Origin of the sequence: Companilactobacillus paralimentarius (genome assembly GCF_963227125.1) — a bacterium.
Classification (GTDB): Bacteria; Bacillota; Bacilli; order Lactobacillales; family Lactobacillaceae; genus Companilactobacillus; species Companilactobacillus paralimentarius.
This window is the reverse complement of the sequence record NZ_OY724131.1, coordinates 200738-224420: the sequence shown is the minus strand read 5'-3', so window position 1 is coordinate 224420 and position 23683 is coordinate 200738. Positions and strand designations below refer to the sequence as shown.

Annotated in this window: 25 protein-coding genes; 9 read left to right on the top strand and 16 right to left on the bottom strand. The window is 35.6% G+C overall.

The annotated features are described in order from the left end of the window. Positions 1-13: 13 nt before the first annotated feature. Positions 14-2308, bottom strand: coding sequence for a hypothetical protein (locus tag ACI6PB_RS01060; RefSeq protein WP_404327622.1), 2295 nt, complete (start codon positions 2306-2308; stop codon positions 14-16). Between the two features lie 298 nt (positions 2309-2606). Here ACI6PB_RS01060 and ACI6PB_RS01055 point away from each other — a divergent pair, with 298 nt between their 5' ends. Continuing rightward, positions 2607-3857 carry an ISL3 family transposase gene (locus ACI6PB_RS01055; RefSeq protein WP_056950777.1) on the top strand — a complete coding sequence of 417 codons (1251 nt, stop codon included), beginning with the start codon at positions 2607-2609 and terminating at the stop codon, positions 3855-3857. 127 nt (positions 3858-3984) lie between these two features. On the opposite strand, the gene ACI6PB_RS01050 is transcribed toward ACI6PB_RS01055, so the two are convergent. After that, the gene (locus ACI6PB_RS01050) at positions 3985-6513 is read right to left on the bottom strand and encodes a M1 family metallopeptidase (protein ID WP_404327621.1); all 2529 of its coding nucleotides are present in this window, start codon (positions 6511-6513) and stop codon (positions 3985-3987) included. Positions 6514-6699: 186 nt separating this feature from the next. Between ACI6PB_RS01050 and ACI6PB_RS01045 the strand changes: the two genes are divergently transcribed. Beyond that, positions 6700-7158 (top strand): nitroreductase family protein, encoded by a 459-nt coding sequence (locus ACI6PB_RS01045; RefSeq protein WP_404327620.1) that lies wholly within the window; start codon positions 6700-6702, stop codon positions 7156-7158. 37 nt (positions 7159-7195) lie between these two features. Here the strand turns inward: ACI6PB_RS01045 and ACI6PB_RS01040 are convergent, their stop codons facing one another. After that, positions 7196-7567 (bottom strand): nuclear transport factor 2 family protein, encoded by a 372-nt coding sequence (locus tag ACI6PB_RS01040; protein ID WP_404327619.1) that lies wholly within the window; start codon positions 7565-7567, stop codon positions 7196-7198. A 92-nt stretch (positions 7568-7659) separates the two neighbouring features. Then, entirely contained in the window at positions 7660-8538 is an 879-nt protein-coding gene (locus tag ACI6PB_RS01035) for a LysR family transcriptional regulator (protein WP_025085586.1), read from the bottom strand. 87 nt (positions 8539-8625) lie between these two features. Between ACI6PB_RS01035 and ACI6PB_RS01030 the strand changes: the two genes are divergently transcribed. Then, positions 8626-8835, top strand: a complete 210-nt coding sequence (locus ACI6PB_RS01030) for a hypothetical protein (protein WP_025085587.1) — start codon at positions 8626-8628, stop codon at positions 8833-8835. A gap of 25 nt (positions 8836-8860) precedes the next feature. Here the strand turns inward: ACI6PB_RS01030 and ACI6PB_RS01025 are convergent, their stop codons facing one another. From ACI6PB_RS01025 to ACI6PB_RS01005, 5 genes are all read right to left on the bottom strand, one after another. Next, positions 8861-9457 (bottom strand): NAD(P)H-binding protein, encoded by a 597-nt coding sequence (locus ACI6PB_RS01025; protein ID WP_404327618.1) that lies wholly within the window; start codon positions 9455-9457, stop codon positions 8861-8863. Positions 9458-9466: 9 nt separating this feature from the next. Next, on the bottom strand, positions 9467-10507 hold the full coding sequence (locus ACI6PB_RS01020; protein ID WP_404327617.1) for a zinc-dependent alcohol dehydrogenase family protein: 1041 nt from the start codon (positions 10505-10507) through the stop codon (positions 9467-9469). Between the two features lie 21 nt (positions 10508-10528). Next, positions 10529-11380, bottom strand: a complete 852-nt coding sequence (locus tag ACI6PB_RS01015) for an SDR family oxidoreductase (protein ID WP_404327616.1) — start codon at positions 11378-11380, stop codon at positions 10529-10531. A gap of 139 nt (positions 11381-11519) precedes the next feature. Continuing rightward, the gene (locus ACI6PB_RS01010; protein WP_025085591.1) at positions 11520-11753 is read right to left on the bottom strand and encodes a cytochrome b5 domain-containing protein; all 234 of its coding nucleotides are present in this window, start codon (positions 11751-11753) and stop codon (positions 11520-11522) included. 72 nt (positions 11754-11825) lie between these two features. After that, positions 11826-12473 carry an FMN-dependent NADH-azoreductase gene (locus tag ACI6PB_RS01005; protein ID WP_056955961.1) on the bottom strand — a complete coding sequence of 216 codons (648 nt, stop codon included), beginning with the start codon at positions 12471-12473 and terminating at the stop codon, positions 11826-11828. Positions 12474-12555: 82 nt separating this feature from the next. On the opposite strand from ACI6PB_RS01005, the gene ACI6PB_RS01000 reads away from it, so the two are divergent. Together ACI6PB_RS01000 and ACI6PB_RS00995 are read left to right on the top strand one after the other, a co-directional pair. Further along, positions 12556-13476 (top strand): helix-turn-helix transcriptional regulator, encoded by a 921-nt coding sequence (locus tag ACI6PB_RS01000; RefSeq protein ID WP_404351090.1) that lies wholly within the window; start codon positions 12556-12558, stop codon positions 13474-13476. A gap of 401 nt (positions 13477-13877) precedes the next feature. Next, positions 13878-15281, top strand: coding sequence for an APC family permease (locus ACI6PB_RS00995; protein WP_404327614.1), 1404 nt, complete (start codon positions 13878-13880; stop codon positions 15279-15281). Between the two features lie 388 nt (positions 15282-15669). Here ACI6PB_RS00995 and ACI6PB_RS00990 read toward each other — a convergent pair whose 3' ends face one another. The 3 genes from ACI6PB_RS00990 to ACI6PB_RS00980 all read right to left on the bottom strand — a co-directional run bounded on the left by ACI6PB_RS00990 (position 15670) and on the right by ACI6PB_RS00980 (position 17233). Further along, the gene (locus ACI6PB_RS00990; RefSeq protein WP_404327613.1) at positions 15670-16017 is read right to left on the bottom strand and encodes a type II toxin-antitoxin system PemK/MazF family toxin; all 348 of its coding nucleotides are present in this window, start codon (positions 16015-16017) and stop codon (positions 15670-15672) included. Beyond that, positions 16010-16237, bottom strand: coding sequence for a type II toxin-antitoxin system PemI/MazE family antitoxin (gene mazE, locus ACI6PB_RS00985; protein ID WP_025085595.1), 228 nt, complete (start codon positions 16235-16237; stop codon positions 16010-16012). Before mazE ends, ACI6PB_RS00990 begins: the two co-directional genes overlap by 8 nt. A 153-nt stretch (positions 16238-16390) precedes the next feature. Continuing rightward, positions 16391-17233 (bottom strand): alpha/beta fold hydrolase, encoded by an 843-nt coding sequence (locus ACI6PB_RS00980; protein ID WP_404327612.1) that lies wholly within the window; start codon positions 17231-17233, stop codon positions 16391-16393. Positions 17234-17356: 123 nt separating this feature from the next. On the opposite strand from ACI6PB_RS00980, the gene ACI6PB_RS00975 reads away from it, so the two are divergent. Together ACI6PB_RS00975 and ACI6PB_RS00970 are read left to right on the top strand one after the other, a co-directional pair. Then, positions 17357-18199 carry a LysR family transcriptional regulator gene (locus tag ACI6PB_RS00975; protein WP_034544237.1) on the top strand — a complete coding sequence of 281 codons (843 nt, stop codon included), beginning with the start codon at positions 17357-17359 and terminating at the stop codon, positions 18197-18199. A gap of 124 nt (positions 18200-18323) precedes the next feature. Further along, positions 18324-18737: an Lrp/AsnC family transcriptional regulator gene (locus ACI6PB_RS00970; RefSeq protein WP_025085597.1), complete on the top strand. Its 414-nt coding sequence runs from the start codon at positions 18324-18326 to the stop codon at positions 18735-18737. A gap of 71 nt (positions 18738-18808) precedes the next feature. Here ACI6PB_RS00970 and ACI6PB_RS00965 read toward each other — a convergent pair whose 3' ends face one another. Beyond that, positions 18809-19327 carry a DUF2798 domain-containing protein gene (locus ACI6PB_RS00965; RefSeq protein ID WP_025085598.1) on the bottom strand — a complete coding sequence of 173 codons (519 nt, stop codon included), beginning with the start codon at positions 19325-19327 and terminating at the stop codon, positions 18809-18811. A 218-nt stretch (positions 19328-19545) separates the two neighbouring features. Between ACI6PB_RS00965 and ACI6PB_RS00960 the strand changes: the two genes are divergently transcribed. Together ACI6PB_RS00960 and ACI6PB_RS00955 are read left to right on the top strand one after the other, a co-directional pair. Beyond that, the gene (locus ACI6PB_RS00960) at positions 19546-19887 is read left to right on the top strand and encodes a hypothetical protein (protein WP_404327611.1); all 342 of its coding nucleotides are present in this window, start codon (positions 19546-19548) and stop codon (positions 19885-19887) included. Between the two features lie 218 nt (positions 19888-20105). Beyond that, positions 20106-21038, top strand: coding sequence for an IS30 family transposase (locus tag ACI6PB_RS00955; protein WP_404327571.1), 933 nt, complete (start codon positions 20106-20108; stop codon positions 21036-21038). 401 nt (positions 21039-21439) lie between these two features. Here ACI6PB_RS00955 and ACI6PB_RS00950 read toward each other — a convergent pair whose 3' ends face one another. Genes ACI6PB_RS00950 through ACI6PB_RS00940 form a run of 3 tightly spaced genes read right to left on the bottom strand, consistent with a single transcriptional unit; the run spans position 21440 to position 23640 of the window. Then, the gene (locus ACI6PB_RS00950) at positions 21440-22306 is read right to left on the bottom strand and encodes an aldo/keto reductase (protein WP_404279080.1); all 867 of its coding nucleotides are present in this window, start codon (positions 22304-22306) and stop codon (positions 21440-21442) included. A 42-nt stretch (positions 22307-22348) separates the two neighbouring features. Further along, positions 22349-23098 (bottom strand): SDR family oxidoreductase, encoded by a 750-nt coding sequence (locus ACI6PB_RS00945; protein WP_404327610.1) that lies wholly within the window; start codon positions 23096-23098, stop codon positions 22349-22351. Next, positions 23098-23640 carry a sugar O-acetyltransferase gene (locus ACI6PB_RS00940; protein WP_025085459.1) on the bottom strand — a complete coding sequence of 181 codons (543 nt, stop codon included), beginning with the start codon at positions 23638-23640 and terminating at the stop codon, positions 23098-23100. The genes ACI6PB_RS00945 and ACI6PB_RS00940 overlap by 1 nt, the downstream gene beginning before the upstream one ends. Between the last annotated feature and the right edge of the window lie 43 nt (positions 23641-23683).

Genomic DNA, 23683 nt, shown 5'->3' with positions numbered 1-23683 from the left:
ATATATTTCGTATTTATTTTTTGGACAAGTGGCTAACTTGTTCTTGTAATTTTCGTTCTGAAAGAACCCAATTCATTTTTCCAGTATATTGTCCAGCTGAATTAAATCCCGTCGTCTTCAATAAAATACCATCTGAATCATTCCAAGATTTTCCAACATTAGTAACTTGATTCCCGTCAGCACTCTTATAACCGTTAGCAATATTAACACCCGTTGAACCTGTTAATGATTGTTCTGAGCCACTAGAGTTTTTGAAAACTAAATTGCCATTAAAAGCTGTGTCACCATTGTATAAGCCAGAAGTAGTGGCTGATAGATGCCAAGGATTTGTTGTTCCATTTTCTCGACCATCATTTACAACGATGTTCCAGTCACCTTTTCTAGGAATCAGCATTGATGCTGTAGCCTGATTAATAGTCCCAAAAGAATAGTCGTCAACTTTTAATGACAAACTCCCCTTTTTCGTAATAACCACCGTCGATGTAGTTGAAACATTTCCATCAGCATCTTCAACATAAACTTTTAAAGTATTAGTCGTTTGGGTTAAATCAGCGGATGGAATATTCAAATTCAATTTACCACTGGCAGCACTACTGTCTAATTTGGAAGTAGCTAAGTCTTTATCTTTACCATTCAAATTTTCATGAACCGTGATATCAGAATTGTTAACAGTACTGCCATCAACATATGAAACCGTTCCAGTAATATTTGCGTCATGACTATTATCAACTGTTAGATTACTTTGATCCAAGGTTAAACCGATAGCCTTAGCCTTTTTGATAGTAAAATCAGGTGTATCAGTATCTGTAATTAAATTATCACTATCAAAATGGGCACTAACAGAATCAACTTTAGTAGTACTAGTAACGTCATTAGCCACTCCATTTACCGTAATCGTAGCCTCAGAAGGTCGATAAGTTCCATCAGAACTGACATATAGATCCTTAGCTATACTGTGTTTAAGTCTACCAGTATCTTGATCAATTTCACTAGCATAAATTGGTTCAGCCTTAGCATCACTACCATCATTATAAGTTACATAACCTAGTACTTGATTAGCGTCACCATTCTTAAAAGTAACATTGCTTGGAAAAGTAATTTGTGCCACATCATTCAACCACTTATTTTCTCCACTATCAAAACGTAGATGGTAATTAAAGCTCAAACTATCACCCGAATTAACATTTCGATTAGTATCAGTCTCAGAAAAAGTTCTATTTTGAGTATTATCAGTGATATCTGAAGTAACTGTCCCTTCAACAGATGAAGGAATAGATTCCAACGCAATCAAATTAGGCTCATAAGCTGAACCACTAGTAGCCGTGAACCCCCATTGCAGCTTATTAGTCATGGCACTCTTTCCACCAAATTCAGTCGCATGAACTGGATCACTAGTTGATATTAGCGGTGTATCACTCTTGGATCCATCCAAATTTTTATCATTATACTTATAAGTAATTCTAAACGTAGTTGGATCCCAAGAAACTGTTAAATGATGCCAATTGCCATCATGCAATGTTGTAATATTTCGAACACCAGAATGGTTCATAGAATAGTAGTTACTTGAACCAATAAAATCTGCTGAGTGTTTAACATATGTACTAGCATCGCCTGGATAACCATAAGCAATGTGTTGTCCTGTAATATCACTCTCATCATCAAAATCATCATTAGAAACTTTCGATTTATTAGCATTCGTATCAAACTCCAGAGCCCAACTATCTTGAATAGCCGTATCAGCAATCTTTTGAATTGAGTCAATCGATTTGTCAGTATCCATACCCCAAACTCCTAAGGTTTCACCTGTCCCAATAGTTGTACCATTGTGGGAAAATGATGAAATACCATTAGCTGGATTTTGTAGTACAAAAGCCATTCCATCACCAAACGAATCGCCACTATGAATGTGTTGTGATGGTCCAAAATATAACCAACATGATAAAGTCTGCTTATTATTGATATTAACGTAATTTCCATTATCAACATTAGACCAAATAGCACCTTCTTGATTGATGTAATTAGTCATTCTAATCGCCATCAATGGATCATAAGACGTTCCAGTAGAATGCATCGAAGAGTTTTGCAAAATAGCACTATTTCTAGCACTACTACCAAAACCTGAAAAATCACCATACGAAAACTGTGTCTCATTCAATCCAAGATTATCTGGAGCCATAGCTAAGCCATCTCGTGCCTCCTGCATAGCATCTTGTTGCGATGTACCAGCCTGAACTACTATTTCGCCGCCTCTGATAGCCAAACCCAATGAAACTATCAAGAATAAAATTTTAAAAAAGTTCTTCCTCATACTTACCTTTGTTTCCATCACATAGAAAATAAATTCCATAGCTATTATTTTTTTTATAAATTTGCCTAATAATCCAATGTTATATCTAATGAAAATATATTTAAACTATAAATTTTCCATTTATACGTTTTCATATACAAAAAAAATCATGATTTGAGAAAATTCTGGTTCTATACTTTCTGGTATTGATGAATAATCAATACCAGTTTTTTAATCTCTAGAAAATAAAAAAAGAACATCACTGTTCTCATGTTAAGATTTAAGCGACCAAACCCAATCAAACATGGAGAAAACAATAATGTCCCAAGACAATTCTATACTATGTGCACTCGATATAAAAGACAATAATATAAGTAATGTTTCAGTCAAGGACGCTACGATTAAAAATCGTGGCGTTATAAAGCATATAAAGATCGTAAACGCTGATTTAACTTATAAACTGTATCGATGTCCACAATGTGGTTTAAATTCATTAGTCAAAAATGGAAAAAGAAAAACTAATGCTAGATTAGCCAGTTTTAACGGTATTGAGTATCATTTGATGCTCAATAAACAACGTTATATTTGTAAGAACTGTGGTGGCACCTGCGGTGCCCACAGTGATTTATTAATCAAAAATCATACTATGACTAAACAAGTTCAAAACAGAATATTCGTTATGGCAAAGGAATCCTTTACTTTAACATCAATAGCTAAGATCATCGGAGTATCAGTAAATACAGTAAGCAGAGTCTTATATGACAATACCAAATTACCAAATAGATGTGATTGTCTTCCAAAAAACCTGTGTTTTGATGAATTTCGTTCAGTTAACGGTATATTTACTTTTATAGCTATTGATGCACAAACACATCATCTAATTGAGCTGATTCATGATCGACTCTCTAAAACAGTTATTGAACACTTTATAAATAACTATAGCTTGTCAGAACGGCAAGCCGTTAAGACTGTCTCTATTGATTTGAATGCTAATTATCAGTCGGTCATTCATAGAATTTTTCCCAATGCTCAAATAATAGTTGATAGATTTCATATAGTTCAGCTATGTAGCCGGGCATTGGATCAAGTTAGAATCAGTTGTCTTAAAAAAATAAATGATAAACATTCCCGTTTGTATAAAGCACTTAAGTCTAATTGGCGTCTCTATCATCTGCCTGAGGCAGATGTAGACGACAAGAAAGTAAAATATATTTTTGGAATCAACGAATATACTACAACGCGAAACGTTATTGATATAGCCACTGACAATCTACCAGTTTTTAAAAATACTTATGATATTTATCAAGGTATTCAGAAAGCGATACATGAACACGATATATCATTACTCAAAGAAACCATCTATGGATATAAAAAGAATAATACCGCTATGGATACATCTATTTCAACGTTACGTAAGAATTTAAATTATGTAAAGAATAGTTGCACAATGCCGTACTCCAATGGTCCTCTTGAAGGGACCATTGGAAAGATAAAAAAACTCAAACATATCAGTTATGGCTTCAGAAATCTTGACCATTTTCTTAAGAGAATAAGACTCATTTGCGCATAAAAAAAGACAACCTACATGAGGTTGCCTTCTATACAAAAACTATTCATCAATACGATTTGACAAAGAGCCCTTTTTGTCATTTCTCCAAACTTTTTATTTAAATATTTTAATCTTTTATAATCAAAAATTAAGCATTTTTGATAGCTACATTAACAGCATCTTTTTCATCTTCAACCAAGTTAACCTTAGTCTCAATGATACTGATATCCATTGTGATTTCACGAGTCAATCCCGGTGTATTGATCTTAGGTTCAAAGAACTTCTTGAATTCTTCGAAACGTTCTGGTGTATGGAAGGCATATGATGTGACAGTGATAAATGTAGCAAATTCCATGTCACCACCAACAGTATCTTCCAACCATTGCCAGTCACTTCTGATCCAATCCCAAGCAGCCTGTTGACCTTCATCATTATTCAAAATACCACGATACCATGCACGTAGATCTTGAGGTTTGATAATATCAGCATCCTCGAACTTATCAACAATTTCACCAATCAACTTGCTGTCAGTTGTACTTGGAATAGCAACAGATAAATCGTTCTTGTAACTTGGATCTGAAGTTGTCTTGTATTCATTCAACAAGCTATTGATTAGTTCTTCGCTACCATAATTCTTAACTTCATTTCTAATTACTAAGAGACGAATATCAGCTGGTAATTCTGCCAAGTCATCCTTGTTAGCAACAAATAACTTATGAGCTTCAGAGATAGCTTTTTCATCCTTGGCATACAAAGCAGCACTCAAAGCGTATGGACGTGTCAATTGATCATCAATTGATTCTCCAGCCTTAGGTTCCCAGCCAAGACGAGCAACTTGTTTAGCACTCAATTTAGCATAGAGGGCTTGCAAAGCTTTTTCTTCATCAGTATTAGGTTTAACGAATTTCTTCAAGTTATTGGCAATACGATACATTGCAGCTGTAACTGTTGATGACTTGCTCTCTGAGAAATCTTCAAGCATTGGTACAACATCAGCATATGAAATTTGACGAGCATCAGCCAAAAGACGGAGATCTTGAAGCAATCCAAGTTGAGAAATAGTATCAACTGAATCGATATTATCGAAGATATCTTTTTGAAGTGTTTCGTCATACTTAACAACAAAGTGTGAGTTATTTCCAACATTTAGACGGAATGGCTTACCATTTGCTTTACGTAGTTCTTCATAATCGCCTAAAGTAATTGTTTGATCAGCCATAATCTTAGGAGCAACATCATAATTGCTGTTCAAAGGAATCTGCCATTGACGACCAACTTCTTTACCTTCACCGATAAAGAATTGTTTTTGTGACAATGTAAGTTTGCCATCAACTACACTAGCTGAAACTACTGGGTAACCAGGTTGTTCTAGCCATGAGTTCATAATCTTACCAACATCCATACCTGAAGCTTCACCTAGAGCACTCCACAAGTCAGCACCCTTGGCATTACCATACTTATGAGCTTCGAAGTATAACTTCAAACCTTTACGTAAGTTGTCGTCACCAAGTAAAGCACGCACCATAACGAGCATTCTGGCACCCTTAGCGTAAACAATGGCTGAATCGAACAAAGCATCAATTTCAGCTGGATCTTGAACTTCAACGTGAACTGATTGAACACCATCAGTTGCATCACGTTGTAAGGCGGCAGGAACGTCAGATGTTTGGAACATTTCCCAAACATGCCAGTCAGGTTCAATAGCATCAACTGCAACGTATTCCATCATATTGGCAAAACTTTCATTTAACCAGAGATCATCCCACCACTTCATAGTTACAAGGTCACCGAACCATTGGTGAGCCAATTCATGAGTAACAACAGTAGCAACTAACATCTTTGTATCAATTGATGTGTTATCAGGATCAAGTAATAAGTATGCTTCACGATAAGTTACAAGTCCCCAGTTTTCCATAGCACCAGCTGAGAAATCAGGAAGTGCCAATTGCCATGAATGTGGAAGTGGATATGGTGTCTGATAGAAGTCTTCATAGAATTCAATTGCACGTTTAGCAATATCAAGAGTGAAGTCTAATTCCTTAGCCTTATGGGCCTTAGTAGCAAAGACACCAACTTCTACACCACTCTTAGTCTTAGTTTTCTTAGATTGAAGATCACCGAAGGCAAAGGCAATAAGATATGTTGACATACGTACAGTTGTATCGAAGTAGTGAACACCATCTTCGTTACGAATTTCTGGCATATTAGCCAAAATTGTTTCGCCAGGTTGTTCGTCAAATTTGATAGCGATATCAAATTTAGCCTTAGCTTCAGGTTCATCAACACATGGGAAGGCTTGACGAGCAAAAGTTGTTTCAAATTGTGTACCGATGATTTGTTTCTTTTCGCCATTCAATTCGTAATATGAAGGATAAATACCCATCATTGAATCAGTCAATTTAGCATCATAACTAATTGTTAAAGTAGTTTCACCTGTCTTTTCAAGATCGATGTGAATTCCTTCATTCTCGTCATCAACTTTGAAAGGTACAGTTTCGCCATCAGCTTCAACTGATTTGATATTCAAGTATTTTTGGTTAATTGAGACTGTCTTTTCTTTAGCATCACCATTAATCTTAGTTGTTCCGGAAATGGTCTTAGCATCACGATCGATATCTATAAAAATATCGTAGTGTGCTGGATGAAATGTTTCATAAAAATGTTTAATTTCAGACATGAGCTACCTCTAATTTATTTTTAATATTTTTCTAATTTACTATAATATTAACTTTATACGACTTTCTATAAAAATGAAACAATTATAACCGAATTTTGTCAAAAAAAATTGATTGCAGCATTTTGATCCATATAAATTTATTTATATTATTATAGAAAGAGAAACATAATAAGGGAGTGTTGATATATGGAAACTGAAAAAATGATCCGTTCACGCAAGGCTGTTCGTCATTACACCGGTCAAATTACTGATGAACATTTAAATAAAATTTTACTTGCCGCTAATGCTAGTCCCGTTGGTATGGGTGAATACAACAATTATCGTCTAACAGTCATTCAGGACTCAAGTGTATTAAGTAAAATGAGTGGTATTTATGATGCTCCAACCGTTATTGTGGTTTCTGCTGAAGACCCTGATGCCATGGAGGATGTCTCAGCTGGGGCTATCGTTCACAACATGGAATTGGCCGCTGAAAATCAAGGATTAGGTGCTAATTACAATATGTCTAGTGTTGGTTCAATTCCTAACAACGTTCTACCTACTGGATTCAAAGGTGTTTTTGCACTAACTTTAGGACAAACTGATGAAGAGTTTGTTCCACGTGAAATTCCTTTGGATCGTATTAAAATAAATATCGTTAAATAATATCAAAAAGATAGCTAATTTCAATCAGCTATCTTTTTTAGTATGTGCTGGCAACTTGATTAGTGATAATCCATTCGCCATTCTTTTTCTCATAGTACATTTTCATTTGTAGAGGCCAAGTGTTTACACCTCCACCCCAGGTTTTAGCTTGAACCTGATTTTGACCCACTAAACTAGCCTTGCTACCATTAATCTCAATATTCTTGATGTCATCTTCTTTAGAAGATAAATACTGCATTTCGTCGTTTTGAATCTGATCGATCCATTCTAATTTTGGTTGCACGTAACCAGTCATATGAGTCAAAGTCATTGATGAAGCTAAGATTTCATTTAAACGGTTAATATCCTTTTTTACCATTGCCGTATTTTCATCACGATATAATTGCATAATTGTTTCTTTATCTGTCATTTCTATCACGCTTCCTTAACTTACAAAGAGCATGATACCAACATTTTTATATCTAAACTATTCTAAAACTAAGGCCTATTCATAAGTAAAAGTTATGCAAAACTTTGCTTCAATAAATCCGCAAACGTTTCGATATAATACCCAGAATTATCGGCTTGCCAATAGGCGTAATAATTTTGAATTAACTTGCGATCACCTTTTATTAAAGGAATCATCTTCACAATATCTTGATCCAATTGCTTACGCATTCGACGATTAATTATCAAGTACCCTTGATTAGAAGCAATCAACATCTGGGCTTCATCATAATTCTTAGCCACAACAAATTCACTTTTTACTCCTAAAATGTCTCGGTAATACTCTTCCTCGGCTTTTTGTTGATTACCATCTAGAATCAAGATACATGGTATATCAGCCAAATCGGCAATATCAATTTTTCTATCATCGACTGGCAAAGAATGATTTACCGCAACCATAAATTCACTAGACGTCAAAAATTCATTTTGATATTCATTCGATAAAGCTCGACGTTGATCTGAGAAATTCAAATCTAGTTTACCTGTACGCAACAGTTCATAGAGTTCTTCATGTGTCCCGCTGCTAATCTTGATTTTAACTTTAGGAAATTCTTGCGTAAATTTAGAAACTGTCTGTAAAAATTCGGTTGTTCCAAAACTTCTCAAATAACCAACATGAAGTTCTACTTCGTCATTCTTTTCAATCTTGACAGTATTTTTAATCAATTGATCCACATTGGCCAAAATATCTTGACTATGTGTATAAAAATACTGGCCGGCTTCAGTTACTTCAAAGCTACGCCCTTTCCGATTCAACAATTTCACGCCCAAACGACTCTCTAATTCTTTCATTTGTTGTGAAATGGCCGATTGCGAAATATTGCAATCAACCGCTGCTTGCGTAAAACTATGATTTTTTACAATTGATATAAGGTATTGCATCTGTTGAAACATTTTTACACCTCAACTTTTACTATTAATTTACATATTCCTAAACTATTATTAATATTATAAACAATTTCACTAAAAGGAAATGATAATATGCGTAAGTATACTTCTATCTTAACTACAGTGTTATGGGCTTTAATCATTGCATACGCTATAAAGAATGTTGCCATCAATCATGGAGTTTACAATTTCGATATCAGTCTTAATTTCAAAGATCCATTTGGATGGCTTTTCTCAATTACGTTATTAGTCACCGCTTTTGACTATATTTGTTACCATTTAATTTATCCTAAAAAAAAGTAGTCTCTGTCAAAGAGGCTACTTTTTCTTATTTTGTATTCAAACCAACACTATCGTGTGAATAGTAACTATCATCAGCAATCGCATTCTTTACAAAATCAGCAATTGAGCTGATCGAAACGTCATGTCCACCAAAGGGTTCACCCTTCTTCGTGATTTCATAATCAACAGGACCATTAGTAAACCAGCCAGGACGAATAACAGTATAGTTCAAATCAGAACCTTCAACTACATCGGCCGCTTCACGATATGAACGTAACATTGAATTACTTCTCAAATTACCACTAGCACCAACTGAGGCCGGTATTTCGTCATAAATCCCCATTGATGTAATGAACAACAAACGTGAAACATTATTGCGATCCATTGCTGCAACAATCTTTTTAGCAAATTGACCTAAATTACCGCTTAAAGCGACAAAGACGGCATCTTGACCAGCAATAGCTTTATCCAAATCGCTATCTTTCGTTACATCCCCAGCTAAAACTGTTTCGCGGTCACTAGTATTCAAACGACTAGCGCTTCTAGCAAACAAAGTTAATTGATTGTCAGTATCATTCAATAATGTTTGACGAACAGCACCGCCAATTGTACCAGTTGCTCCAATGATTAAAACTTTTTTCATTATTTTCTCCTATTTATCACTTACAACAATCAAAGATTTGATAGCCGTACGTTTATCCATTGCTTCATATGCATCTTGAATTTCATCAAGTGTAAATCTCTTAGTAAAGACTTTTCCGGGGTTGATCTTGCCACTCAAAACAGCATCCAACAATATATTCTTATCATCAGTTGTTACTGAGGCAATCCCTCCACGTAGACCAATGTTCTTCCAGAAAAGATTATTAGTATTCATTTCAGCTTTTTGAGGTACACCGACACGTCCAACGACAGCACCAGGACGGCCTACTTTAACAGCTGTATCAACAGACTGTTCTGTTCCAACACATTCAAGAACTGCATCTGCACCTGTACCAGTTAATTCCATAACTTTAGCAACTGCTTCATCTCCACGTTCAGGAATAATATCGGTTGCACCGAATTCTTTAGCTAACTTCTGTCTGTCTTCATGACGGCTCATGGCAATAATTCTCTTAGCACCCAATAGATGAGCTGAAAGAACACCACTCAAACCAACGGCACCGTCTCCCATAACGACGACAGTATCATCTTTTTTAACTTCGGCACTAGTTGCAGCATGGAAGCCTGTGGCCATAACGTCAGCTAAAGCTAGGAAATTATTAAGCATATCATCAGAGTAATCTTCTGGTTGACCAGGAATCTTAACTAAAGCCCAGTTAGCATTAGTGAATCTCAAGTATTCACCTTGATAACCACCATTGCCACCAGCTTCTTGATTCAAACAATCACCATCAAAACCAGCTAGACAAGCAGCACAATGACCACAGCCATGGGTGAATGGAGCAATCACAAAGTCGCCTACTTTAACATCTTTAACTTCTGAACCAACGGCTTCAATGATACCAATGGCTTCATGTCCGACAGTTGAACCTGGTTCACGTTTTGAAATACCACGATACCACCAAAGATCAGATCCACAAACACAAGCACGAACAATTTTAATAATTGCATCAGTTGATTTTTGAATTTCTGGTTTAGCATATTCTCTAATTTCCATTTTTCCTGGTTCTACAAAGGTCGCTGCTTTCATAATTAAAATCTCCTCAAAAATTTATTTTTGTGCTCCACTATTACGTACTTCTGAAACATTGCCGTACCAATATTGAGCGGTAATACCACCATCAGCCAAGAAATCACTCCCCGTAATAAAGGCACCACGACGATCCATTAATAATTCAGCTAAATTAGCAATTTCGTCTGGCGTACCTGGACGTTTCGTAACCATTGAATCAAACATTTGCTTGTAACCTGCACCACGTGGTCCGTTCAATTCATCAATGGCTAACGGCGTCATGATAATACCAGGACTAATTGCATTGATTCTAGCACCACGTTTTTGCCACTTAACTGATTCAGCGGCCACTCGTAAAACATTGGTCCGTTTAGCATATTGATAAGCTACCAATGAATCTTTGATAACATCTGGTTGTAAAATTGATAGATTTAATAGTTCTTCAGTTGGTGTCATTGCCAAAGCATGATTATCCTCTAGTGACAAAGCTGGCAAACGATGACCCGATTGTGATGAGATCACGATTCCTGCTCCGCCGGGAGCCATTACTTTACCAAATTCCTCCAATAAAACCGAAGTTCCATAAAGATTTACTCTCAAAACTTGTTCAGGACTAGCTTGTGAAGGTGAAACACCAGCTGCATTGACCAATCCCATAATATCGCCAAGAGATTGGGCCTTTGCAACTACTTCTTTAATAGACTCTCTGGAAGAAAGATCTGCCTTGATTGTTTCTACTACAAAGCCTGCTTCCGTTAAATGTTGTTTCATCTCGGTTAATTTATTTTCATTGTAATCAGCTAGTAATAACTTACGACCGGCCGAGACTCTTCTAATAATTGCTTCACCGATTGAACCGGCACCAAACAATACGATAACTTCATTATTCATTTATACAACTTACCTCTTACTTGCTTCATCAACTTAACTTACAAGTGATATCTTACAGGCAAACCGTATTTCAACCAATTTCAAATTTAAAGCCAATTGATAAGTTTAACTTATGAATGGTAATAAAAAAGAACGCTTATTAGCGTTCCTCCAATTTTCCAACTTCATTTAATTTTGCTAAAACAGAATGTTTATGTGGTGATTTCATAATAGCCTCAGACAAATCATTACCAGCAACGTTCCCATGATGTTTTCCACCTTGCCAAGGTTCCACATCAGTTACATCATAAACAACTCCATCGATAGCTACATAAGCTGGTTGGCCATTTTCACCATTATATTTTTTTAATTCCTCAAGTGTAAATTGCTTCATCTAATCAACCTCACTTTATAATTTGTCGAATCTAGCTTCATTATGCCATGGTTCAGGCGTAAAAGAACACTTTTATTGCTCGTAAAATTTAGCAAATTCAATATTCAAATCATTCTTGGCCTGCTCCATAGCTTTACTTACGTCAATACCATTAGTTTGTAACCCTTGAGCACGCACAATCAAAAAATTATCGAAGCCCATGAGTTCTTCGAAGATACCTTGCAAATACATTCTTGAGAACTCCAATGGCGTATAACGGTCATTGTTTGTATAAATCGAGCCACTAGCCTGAAGTAACATCACTCTATAATTGTCTGTCATCAAACCAACTGAACCTTCGGCTGTATATTTGAAAGTTTCATGTGCCACTAGAATATTGTCAATGTAATCCTTCATTTTAGAAGTCACGTTGAAGTTATGGAGCGGTGAGACAATAACAATACGATGATGGGATTTAAATTGTTGAATCAAATCCTGATTTATTTGAAAAATTCGTTTTTCTTCATTATTTAAAGTAATGTGATTAGCTTGTTTTTCCCAAATACCTAAAAGTTGATCCGTAGTTAATTGAGGAATCTCCATGTCATAAAGATTGATTAAATCGACCGTCTCTTTAGGGAAGGTTACTTGAAATTTTTTGAGAAATAATTGTTGAAGTTTAATTGAGTAATGATCTCCATTACGAAAATCTGGTTGAGCGTTAATAATTAATGTTTTCATTTTTAATTTGTCCTTGTCTTAATTGATAAGTTAATACTACAATTCAATGGTGACAATCTATGACACCATTAAGGAAATAAAAATGAATAAAGCTGAACGACTCAACCAAGAATTAATTTTTCTAAGCAACAAATCAATTTTTCATATCAATGACCTAGTAACCGAATTTCAAATCTCTAAACGAACGGCCTTGCGTGATATCACTGATCTCGAAAACATGGGCCTAAGTTTCTACACCGAAAATGGCCGCTATGGTGGTTTTCACATCGTTAATCGCCAACTATTGATCCCCGTAACCTTCAATCTCGAAGAGATCAATGCTATTTTCTTTGCTCTCAACGCCCTAAGTTCCCTCTCTGCCACCCCATTTGAGAAGCCTTATAAGCATATCTCTGACAAACTGATGGCGACTCTAACTAAAATTCAGCAGCAGGCCGTCATCAAGTTACAAAAATCAGTTCAATATTATAAGATACCTTCTATTTCGGCTCCGCTGGATTTAAATATTATTTTGCAGTCAATTTTGGAAGAAAATGCTCTGAATTTAACCTTCCATAATAGAAAACAAACAATTCAAGTATCTGATTTGTTATATCGTCACGGAATTTGGTTCTGTAATATTTACAACTTTGAAAGTAAAAACTGGGCCACTTATCGTTGTGACCAAATGAAAAACTGTTCACCCAACTATACCCAAACAACTCTAACTCATACACAAATGCAAGAAATTCAGGATGATTATGAAAAAAACTACCATAACATCCCCTTTGAATGTAGTTTGACTCCGCTTGGTGTCGAATTATTTCAAAAGAATAACTACCCTAATATGAAACTGAAACAAGTTGACCGTCAATATTACCTCTATGGCGGTTACAATCAGGAAGAATTCGACTACATGATTCAATATCTTCTTTCATTAGGTAATAACGTCAAAATTAATTATCCTCAAGCTTTAAAAAATTCCTACTTGAATGAACTTCAAAAAATTATCAACCAATACTAAAAAAGAACCTCATCAACAAATTACGTTAACGAAGTTCCCTCTGTATTCAATATATTCAATTATTTACGATTAATTCTAACTGGAGACACTGCTGGAGTACTCTCCAATTTTTTAAAAATCAGTGTTAATAATACGATTGATGATAACCCCATGATTTGTAACATAATGTCATCCTTTCCATTAGCTCTTTAATTTATCTTAATTTGATAAATCATACTCTTTTGGAAATATAATTTACAACTATATTGTCTCACGAAATACGATTTTCTTTCACATATCTTGCTCATCAGATGTCAATTTTTCTTAATTTCTCTTTAATAAAGTTAAAAAATAAGTTGTACTCATTTAATATTTGAGTAATAATAAAAATTACGTTTTTCTTTTTTATTAGGGGGATTTTCATGAAAAATATTTTTAAAAAAGAAAGTGTTGAAAACTATGTCAAAGCCGATTCTCACTTGGTAAGAACTTTACACGCTAAAGACTTAGTTGCACTTGGAATTGGTGCCGTTATTGGTACAGGGATCTTCATCCTACCAGGGCACGAAGCAGCACTACATGCAGGACCAGCTGTTGTTATTGCTTTCTTGGTGGCAGCGCTAGTCTCTGGAATGGTCGGTATGGCTTACGCTGAATTCTCGTCCGCTATGCCAGTTGCCGGTTCAGCCTATTCCTTTGGTTCTGTTATCTATGGTGAATTCGTCGGTTGGTTACTCGGTTGGGCTTTAATTCTTGAATACTTTTTGGCAGTTTCAGCCGAGGCTACCGGTTTTGCCTCGTACTTTAATGACAACATTTTAGCTGCCTTTGGCATTACACTACCTAAAGCCTTACAAGCTGGACCTTTAGAAGGTGGCGTTATTAATTTAACTGCTGGTCTTATCGTTTTAATTGTTTCTTTCATTATTTTTCACGGTGTTGACTTATCTAAACGAATTGAAAATATTGCCGTAGTCGTTAAAGTGGCAATCATCATTCTCTTCATCGTAGTCGGTGTCTTTTATATTAAGACATCCAATTACGTACCATTCTATCCAGCTAAATTTCATTCATCACCATTCGGTCTGGGTGGTATTTCTACTGCTGCTGCTACTGTTTTCTTTGCTTTCATCGGCTTCGATGCTTTGGCAGCTAATTCAGCTGAAACTGTTGACCCCGGTAAGAACGTTGTCAAAGGTATTATTGGAACTGTTATTGTAGCAGTTGTACTGTACGTAGCTTTCTCTTTCGTTCTAACAGGAATCGTTCACTATACTAAATTAAATGTTGACGATCCCGCAGCCTATGCGTTGAAAGTTATTCATCTAGGCGCTTGGAATAAAATTATCACTTTAGGCGCTCTGATTGGTATTTTTACAGCTATGATCACTATGTTTTTCGGTGGTTCTAGATTAGTTTATGCGCTTGGACGTGACGGCCTACTACCTAAGTTCTTAGGCCATGTTAGTTCCAAACGCGCCGTACCAACCAACGCTATTATCATCGCAACCATTATTCAAACATTCTTCGCAGCTTTAGTACCACTAACACAATTAGCTTCATTGATTAATGCTGGAACATTATTAGCATTCGCCTTTATCTCATTTGGCGTTATTCCTTTGAGACATCGTAAAGACATTCCAAACGACGATTTCAAGATGCCATTATATCCAGTATTACCAATACTTTCAGGGCTATTCAGTGTTTACTTCATTGTCATGTTACCAAACTTAACTAAAGTATCCGTTTCATTCTGGTTAATTTTAGGTGTGATTTTCTACTTTGCCTATGGAATCAGACATTCTAAACTACAACAGGATAATTAAAAGAACAGCCTCCATTAAGTATTCAAGATATATTCTTTACTTGAATCCCTTAATAGAGGCTGTTTTCATCTTATTAAATTAAATCATTTTACAAAATCACGTACTGAACATGCTTACTTCAAGAAAAATAATTGAAATGTTATTTAGTCTGGAGTAAGAATTGGAAATGTGTTCAGCTATGACATTATTGTTGGCGGCTTTGCCGCTTACAATAAGGCTGATCTTGGAGATCCATAATTTTGCCGAAGGTGAAATTATTAGCTTCAAGTCATGCCCATAGCGTTCCAACACATTTCCAATTCTTGCGGAAGATGGGAATTTAAGCACAATCACGCTTTAACCCAATTTGAGTAAAAACTTATTTTAAGAAACGTTACTCTTTTTGCTTTTATTCAATTATGTCATTAACTATTCTAATAACATCAAAAAAGGTACTATCATCTAACTCTCCAATTTTATCAATCTTGCGAGCTTGATAATCAAAGGTATGTATCTGTAGAGGATTTATAAATCCATCTATTCCTGGAACTTCCGTAATGGGAATAAGCAAGCCTGTCATTCTTAAATGATTCTTCTTGGCATGAGTTATTGGGCAAATCAAAACCAAATTTGTAACCTTACTATATTCTTTATTACTCAAAACTAAGACCGGACGTCTTTTCCCAATTTCTTTACCTGATGATGGGTTGAAATTTAACCACACCACGTCCTGTTTTTCAGGAATATATTCAGTCAATTTCTTCCTCTCCTATTGATTCATCGTTGAATTCTTCTTTTTGTTTAAGATCATGTTCTTTAAGGAACTTTTTATCTTTAAAAATATTGGTTTTCTTGGGGGAGAACACGATTGAACCATGACGACCTTGAAATACTTCATATTCTCCATCGGTCGGTTTTATATTTTGAGGTATAGTAAAAACTTTAGAATTACCTACTTTTCTTGCTTTAACACTCATATCATCGCCTCCGTATATACGAAGTATATATTGATATTAATTTGCAATCAACTCCCTATACTTATAAATACGAAAAAAAGTTTGGAATATGGTCTTTCCTGCTTAAAAAATAAAACAGATAATCAAAATACGATTACCTGCTATATTTATTCTTTATTTAGCCCATTTATTCAATATCAATTGACCAATTTCTCGCCAATGTGTTTCCAAAACAAAGTGACCACCATCTAACAAATGTACCTCTGCATTCTTATCATCTTTGGTAAAGGCTTGAGCACCTTGATAGACGAAACTAGGATCGTTTTTACCCCAAGCTGCGATGATCTTAGGTTGATAATCTTTAACATATTTTTGATACTTAGGATAATTAGCCACGTTACTTTGATAATCAAAAATCAAATCCGATTGTCTTTCAGCATAATCGGGAGATTCTGTGTAGTGAATGTCCAAAGTATAACCATCCGGAGATACGCTACTCTCTTTTTCACCACCAGTATATTGACCTTTAATCGTTGTTGGTTGGAATGCTGACTTATAACTCTCACGTAATTCTGGTGTAGGATTTTGCCAATAATCCTTACGGCCTTCCCATTTCTTACCTAATCCTTCTTGATAAATATTACCGTTTTGACTAACGATTCCCAAAATTCTTTCTGGATATTTAGCAGCAATATTAAAACCAATCGGTGTACCATAATCAAACACATAAAGATAAAATTTATCAATTTCCATAGCATCTAAGAATCCATCAACATAATTAGTTAAATTAGCAAAAGTATAATCAAATTTTGTATGTTCTGGTGCAGCTGATTGACCGAATCCGATGAAATCTGGAGCAATCACATGAAAATCATTCTCTAACATTGGCATCAAATTTCTAAACATATGACTGGCAGTTGGAAACCCATGTAATAACAAGAATGTTGGTTTACTGTTATCACCACTTTCACGATAAAAAACATCTAACCCGTTTACTTTGACTGTTGAAAATCTCATATTTAGCGACCTCATTTTTTGTTTGAATTAACTTACAAGAACAGTATATGGTCGCTTGGATATATAATAAACTATGACAACGAGAAACTAGCCGTACCAAAATTCATATATCAGGAGTTAACTATGAATACAAATACTCTACAAATGTTTATTACTATCGCTCAAAAAGGCAGTATCTCCGGTGCTGCCGCAGAAATGGGCTACGCGCAATCAAATATTTCTGCCAAATTACGACAATTGGAAAACGAATTGAATACTAAATTATTTTTTCGAACCAATCGTGGTATTACTCTGACTGACAATGGTAAAGACTTCTACGCCAAAGCTATTAAAATAGTCAACCTAACTGACGATGCTATCAATCAATTGCAACATCCCGAAGAGATCCATGGTAATTTGAAAATTGGCACTTTACAAACTGCGGCTTCGACTTTTCTGCCTCAAATACTGTCTAAATTCCATCAGCAGAATCCTCAAGTTGAACTCTCAATCGAGACTGGCACGACCTTGTTAAGTGCGCAAAGAGTTCTCAATTACGAACTAGATGGTGCAATTATTGGTGGTAAAGTTAGTGATCAAAAACTTGTTAGTCTACCTTTGATGGCTGAGAAGCTCTGTTTAGTGACCGCTAATACATCCGATATCGACGTTGAAAATTCTTCTTTATTGGTTTTTCCAGTCGGTTGCGCTTATCGCAAAACTTTGGAAAGTTGGCTAGATTCAAAGCAGATCATGATCCATCATCCTATCGAATTTAATTACCTAAATGCTATTATTGCCAGTGTTAGCGCTGGTTTAGGTATCAGTCTCCTACCGCAAAAAGTTGTCCAACCCTACTTCAATCAGGGAATTCTCAAGAAAGTCGAACTACCGGAACAATTTTCAACTTTGCCAATTTCTTTTATTTACCGAAAAGATTACATTATTACACACTCATTCAAGCAATTTTTGGAGAATTTAAAATAGCAGCCATCGGATTCCGTCTAATGACTGCCTTTAACAAAGCTAAGTAAAAATTATTATTTCTTTTGTAAAAATCTACTATCGTATAATATATATTGAATCTTAAATACAGAAAGAATTGAATAAAGTGGATAATACTGATCTTAAAATTTTAAAACATCTCAATCGAGATAGCCGCATTAAGAAAAACAAATTAGCTAAACTCGTTAATCTCACTCCACCAGCTGTTGCTGCTCGAATTGAACAACTTGAAGATGAAAAAATCATTAAAAAATATACCATTGAAGTTGATTTAGACAAAATGGGCTACAATTTTCAAGTCTTTATTCAAACTAAGATGGATTTCCGCAGTAATAAAAAATATCTCAATTTCGTTGATTCCAAACGAAACTTTATCCGTCATCACTACAAAATATCGGGCCAAATGAATTACATGATTCACGGTGCCTTTCACTCTAATTCTGAACTTGATGATTTTCTCACTGAATTGGGAAAATATGCCAATTATCAAGTTCTCAACGTGATTTCGGAATTAATTTAATTTCATAGAAAAAGGCTTCATCACACTCAACAATTGAATGTAATGAAGCCTTTTAGATTAACGGATCTAAATTAAATTTCTTCTTTAGCTGCCTTTGTTTCTGCTTCTGTTTCTTCAACTTTAGCAACTGTCTTTTGCATTTTACCTAATACTCCACGAGCAATTGGTCCAACAATCAATAGTTGTAGAGGTAAAGCAACAATCAAGTTAAAGATCCAAGTATGACCATAAGTAGCTAGAACATGTCCTTGAGATAGTTTGCCTTCAACGGCGATTCCGAAGAATGACATCAAAGTTACCATACCAAAAATCATCAAAACTGAGATTGTGATACCGATCAAAACAGTATTTTTCTTCATATAATCATTAATAATATATTTGAAAGCTAATCCTTTAGCGATTGGTCCAACAATTAGTAGATCCAATACGATAGCTACACCTAAACCTAGTGGATAGGCGCTTAAAATTGCCATTGGCAACCCACTGCTGAGCCCCTGAGCCATGGCAACATTATATCCCGTCATTACTAGCACCATCAATCCGGCCATAATGGCTGTGAATACAATTTCTTCTTTTAAATTACGTGGCATTTGCACACTCCTATATTTAATTACATATTTAACAACAGGTATTTAATATATCACGTTAAAAGTTTCTTCATAAGTTACAATTGTGTTACAAATTATGTAAACCACTTGCATTCCAAACTAGGTAATGCTAACTCCTTCAATTTGACAAAAGCTCTAAACGCACTCAAAATAACTTATACATAGATATTACAAATAAAATAGAAAATGCAGGTATAGCAATGGATAAACAAACTAAGTTTGTTAAATTATCAAATATTGGATTGGATAACTTAAAACTTTACAAAAAGGAAGCTACTGGTTACTTGGATAACGTTTGTTACTTATATACTAATAAGAATAGTAGTACTTTTGTTGCCATGAACTCTACTGGAAAAGTTTTAGACTTTTACAAATTCCACACATCAATGGATAAAGCTGACATCATGAAGAAAATCATGGAACTTTTCAGCAATGATGAAGCCACTGATTTTAAGAAAGTCTTTGAAAGCGTAAAAGAATTCACTTTAACTGATAACGTTGTTGTTGAGTTACCATTCAATAATGGAGTTTTCGAAATATAATACTTAAAAAAGCTGGGAATATTATTCTCAGCTTTTTTCTACCTCACAATTAGCTATTTAAGGTCATTTGATAGTAAATGATATCAATTATTTTTAAGAATGGTAGATTGTAAGATTAAATAGAATTCTACCCAGACGAAAAATTTGGATAGAAAAAGGGCAATGGACCCGGTATTGTTTTAAGTGACAAAACTATAAACAATAGGAGTCCATTACCCATGAGTCACATTTTAACATTATCGGATAGAACTGTCATCCAAACGCTGCTTAAGGTTGGTTACTCACAAAAACAAATTGCTGAAGAAGTTGGTGTAGTTCCTTCAACCATCAACTATGAACTAAAGCGCTGTCCTAAGGGATACTATGACGCTGATCAAGCTCAGGAAGACCGCGAAAAGAAGCTAACTCACCGGGGGCGGAAAACTCTTCTAACAGAGAATTTAAGAGAATTCGTCCGTGGGATCATTCTCGAACAGCGGTGGAGTTTTGAAGTCATCGCGCATATTCTCCAAATGCCATTCAAAACCCTCTATAACTGGCTGGACAAGGGCTGGTTGGACATCAAACGCGAGGTCCTTCCAGACCACGGTGTGCGGTACCGAAAGAGCCACGACGGTCGTGGTCAGTACACACGTGGGGCGAAGTTTATCAACCAACGCCCGGACGAGGCTAACCTGCGTCAAGAGATTGGTCATTTTGAAGTCGATACCATCCTATCAGGAAAAACCAGGGGCGAGGTCCTAGCTACCTTTACTGATCGTAAGTCCCGACTAATGATTATTCGTCGTTTACCGGGACGTGATAGTAAAGCTATGACTAAGGCAATCCTAGAGCTTAACGAGGAGTTGCGCGGCTTGGTCAAGTCAATCACCAGTGATCACGGTAAGGAATTCGCAGGCTTCAAGGAAATTGAAGCCTGCGGAATTGCCCATTATTTTGCCCACCCGTATGCGCCACATGAACGCGGAACCAACGAACGGTTGAACCGCGAGATTCGGCTACACATTCCAAAGAACCAGCCAATTGAGAGCGTTACGGACGAAGAGCTGACTATGATCTCAAAGTACTTAAACTGGCGTCCCCGGAAATGTTTAGGGTGGAAAACGCCACTCCAAGTCTTCTTTGGTGACTTGTCCGAAAAATTCGATTAATTGTTGCAATCTACCACTATCAAAAAAAATATAACCAATATTTCGATAAACTTATACATTTCAAATGACTTAATTTTATAAAACAAACACTGTTTTGACTTAATTGGAGTTTGAATACACCATTTTTCTAAAATCATTTTATTTTTTTATGCCTTTTCTTCATTATCGACTGAAATATAAACAAAAGTTATTATTTTTAAATCACTATAATTGAGATTTCAATATAGAAAAATAGTGATTTTGATTATTAACTATTTTTAAGATACGTGAAATTTAACTGTACTAGAAAAAATATCAAAAAAAGTGCCTCATAATTATTAGATTTCTCTTCTAACAATTATGAGGCACTTTACTTCCCATATACATGAGTTAATATAAACGTTTTTTATACTAATAGTTCTTTATAGTTTCCCACCAAAGACTGGGAATACACTAGCATCGCCATATTCCATTTGGTCAAGTTTTGCCAAAGTCTTCATGTCTTCGTCCGAAATTTCAAAGTCGATATCAGCGTTCGACTTCATATGATCTGGATTAGCTGTCTTAGGTAAAACGACAACATTTAATTGCCAGTCATAACGAATGCACAATTGTGGTACTGAAACATTATATTTAGCAGCCATCTTCTTGATCAAATCATTGTTCATAGCAGCACCGTGGGCAATTGGTGAGAATGCTTCAACAACAATCCCGTTATCTTGTGAATACTTGATGATGTCAGTTGGTGTATCACCAATATGGATTTGAACTTGATTGACGGCAGGTTTAGTATCACTATTCTTAATCAAATTATCCAAGTCCTCTTTCTGGAAACTTGAAACACCGATAGTCTTTAATTTGCCTGCTTTAACGGCGTCTTCCATTGCACGCCATGTCTCCAAATTACCCTCAAAGTGACGGTCGTTACCTTGGTTAACTTCTTTCCAAGGTTGTGGATTATGAATGATCATCATATCCAAGTAATCTAAGCCCATCTTGCTTAAAGTTTCATCGATTGATTGTTTAGCTTCATCGTAATTTTTGATTTCGGCCGCAACTTTTGAATTAACGAAAAGTTGGTCACGAGGTATTCCAGCATTGCGAACACCTTCACCGACACCACGTTCATTGCCGTATGCTTGAGCAGTATCAATATGTCTGTAGCCAATCTTAACCGCACTCTTTACAGCATCAGCTGTTTGATCGTCAGGAATTTCCCAAACACCTAATGCTAATTTAGGAATCTTCACACCATTATTCATCGTAAATGTTTCATCAAAAACTGTCATAAAAATCCTCCTTGTTTGTAACCGTTTCTATTATAAGTTTGTTTATACTTCTTGTCCTGTAGGACGAATTACCATTTCATTTACAGCCATATTAGCTGGTGTATCAATTACAAAAGCAACTGCTTGGGCGATTTCTTCTGGTTGAAGGGCCATCATTTCTGAACCAGGTTGCTTCATAGCCCCTTTCAAACCATTACGTACTTCATCATTATTAATAGAATTGAATAGTTCAGTCTTAACAGAACCTGGAGCAATAATTGTCGTCTTAATATTATTCTGATGTTCTTCTTGACGAAGTCCTTCCATAATTGCACGAACGGCATACTTAGTACCTGAATAAGCCGCATAACCGGGCAAAACTTCATAGCCTAAAACTGATGAAGTGGTGATCACATGACCACTCTTTTGTTTTTTCATAATTGGTAGAGCTGCCGCAATACCATTTAGAACACCTTTAACATTGATGTCCATCATATTTTGCCATTCATCACGAGCAATTTGGTCCAAGTTATTAACTGGCATGATTCCTGCATTATTGAACAAAGCATCAACACAACCATATTCAGTTACAGTTTTATCAATAACATTTTGAACTTCATCAGCCTTAGTAACATCAGCTTCTACTGCTAAAATATCACCATCAGGATTATCTTTTTTAATTTCCTCCAAACGATTCATTCTTCTAGCGGCGATAGTTACTTTAGCACCCTCACTAGCCAAAAGTTTTGCGGTAGCGGCACCAATACCACTAGAAGCTCCCATAATTACAACTACTTTATCTTTTAAACTCATTAATTTTCTACCTCAATTTTTCTAATAATTTTAGCTGGTACTCCAGCCACAATCGTATTAGCAGGAACATCTTTTGTCACCACAGCTCCAGCCCCTACGATCGCATTTTCACCAATAATTGTTCCCGGCGTGACAGTGACATTTGCGCCCAACCAAGCGTTATCGTGAATGTAAACTGGTTTTAGATCTAGATGTCGTCTTTGACTAGGATCAATCTGATGATTAACTGAAACAATCGTCACATTCGGTCCAATCAAAACCTTATCTCCAATATAAATTCCACCTAAATCAGTGAAAGTTACGCCGGCATTAATGAAGACGTTTTTACCTAAGTGCAAGTTACGTCCATAATCGGTGTAAAAAGGTAAACGAATTTCAGTCGATGGATCAACCTTCTCATTAATGATTTGACTGACCACTTTGCGAACTTCATCAATATCATGCGCACCAGTATTCAATTCTTGAACTAATTTTTGATTTACATCGATATTTTTCTGAATCTCATCATATGCTGGCGTATCTAAGTTTAATTTTGATTCCAAACGACTACCTCATTTCCTAACTCATTGATTTCATTATACGGAT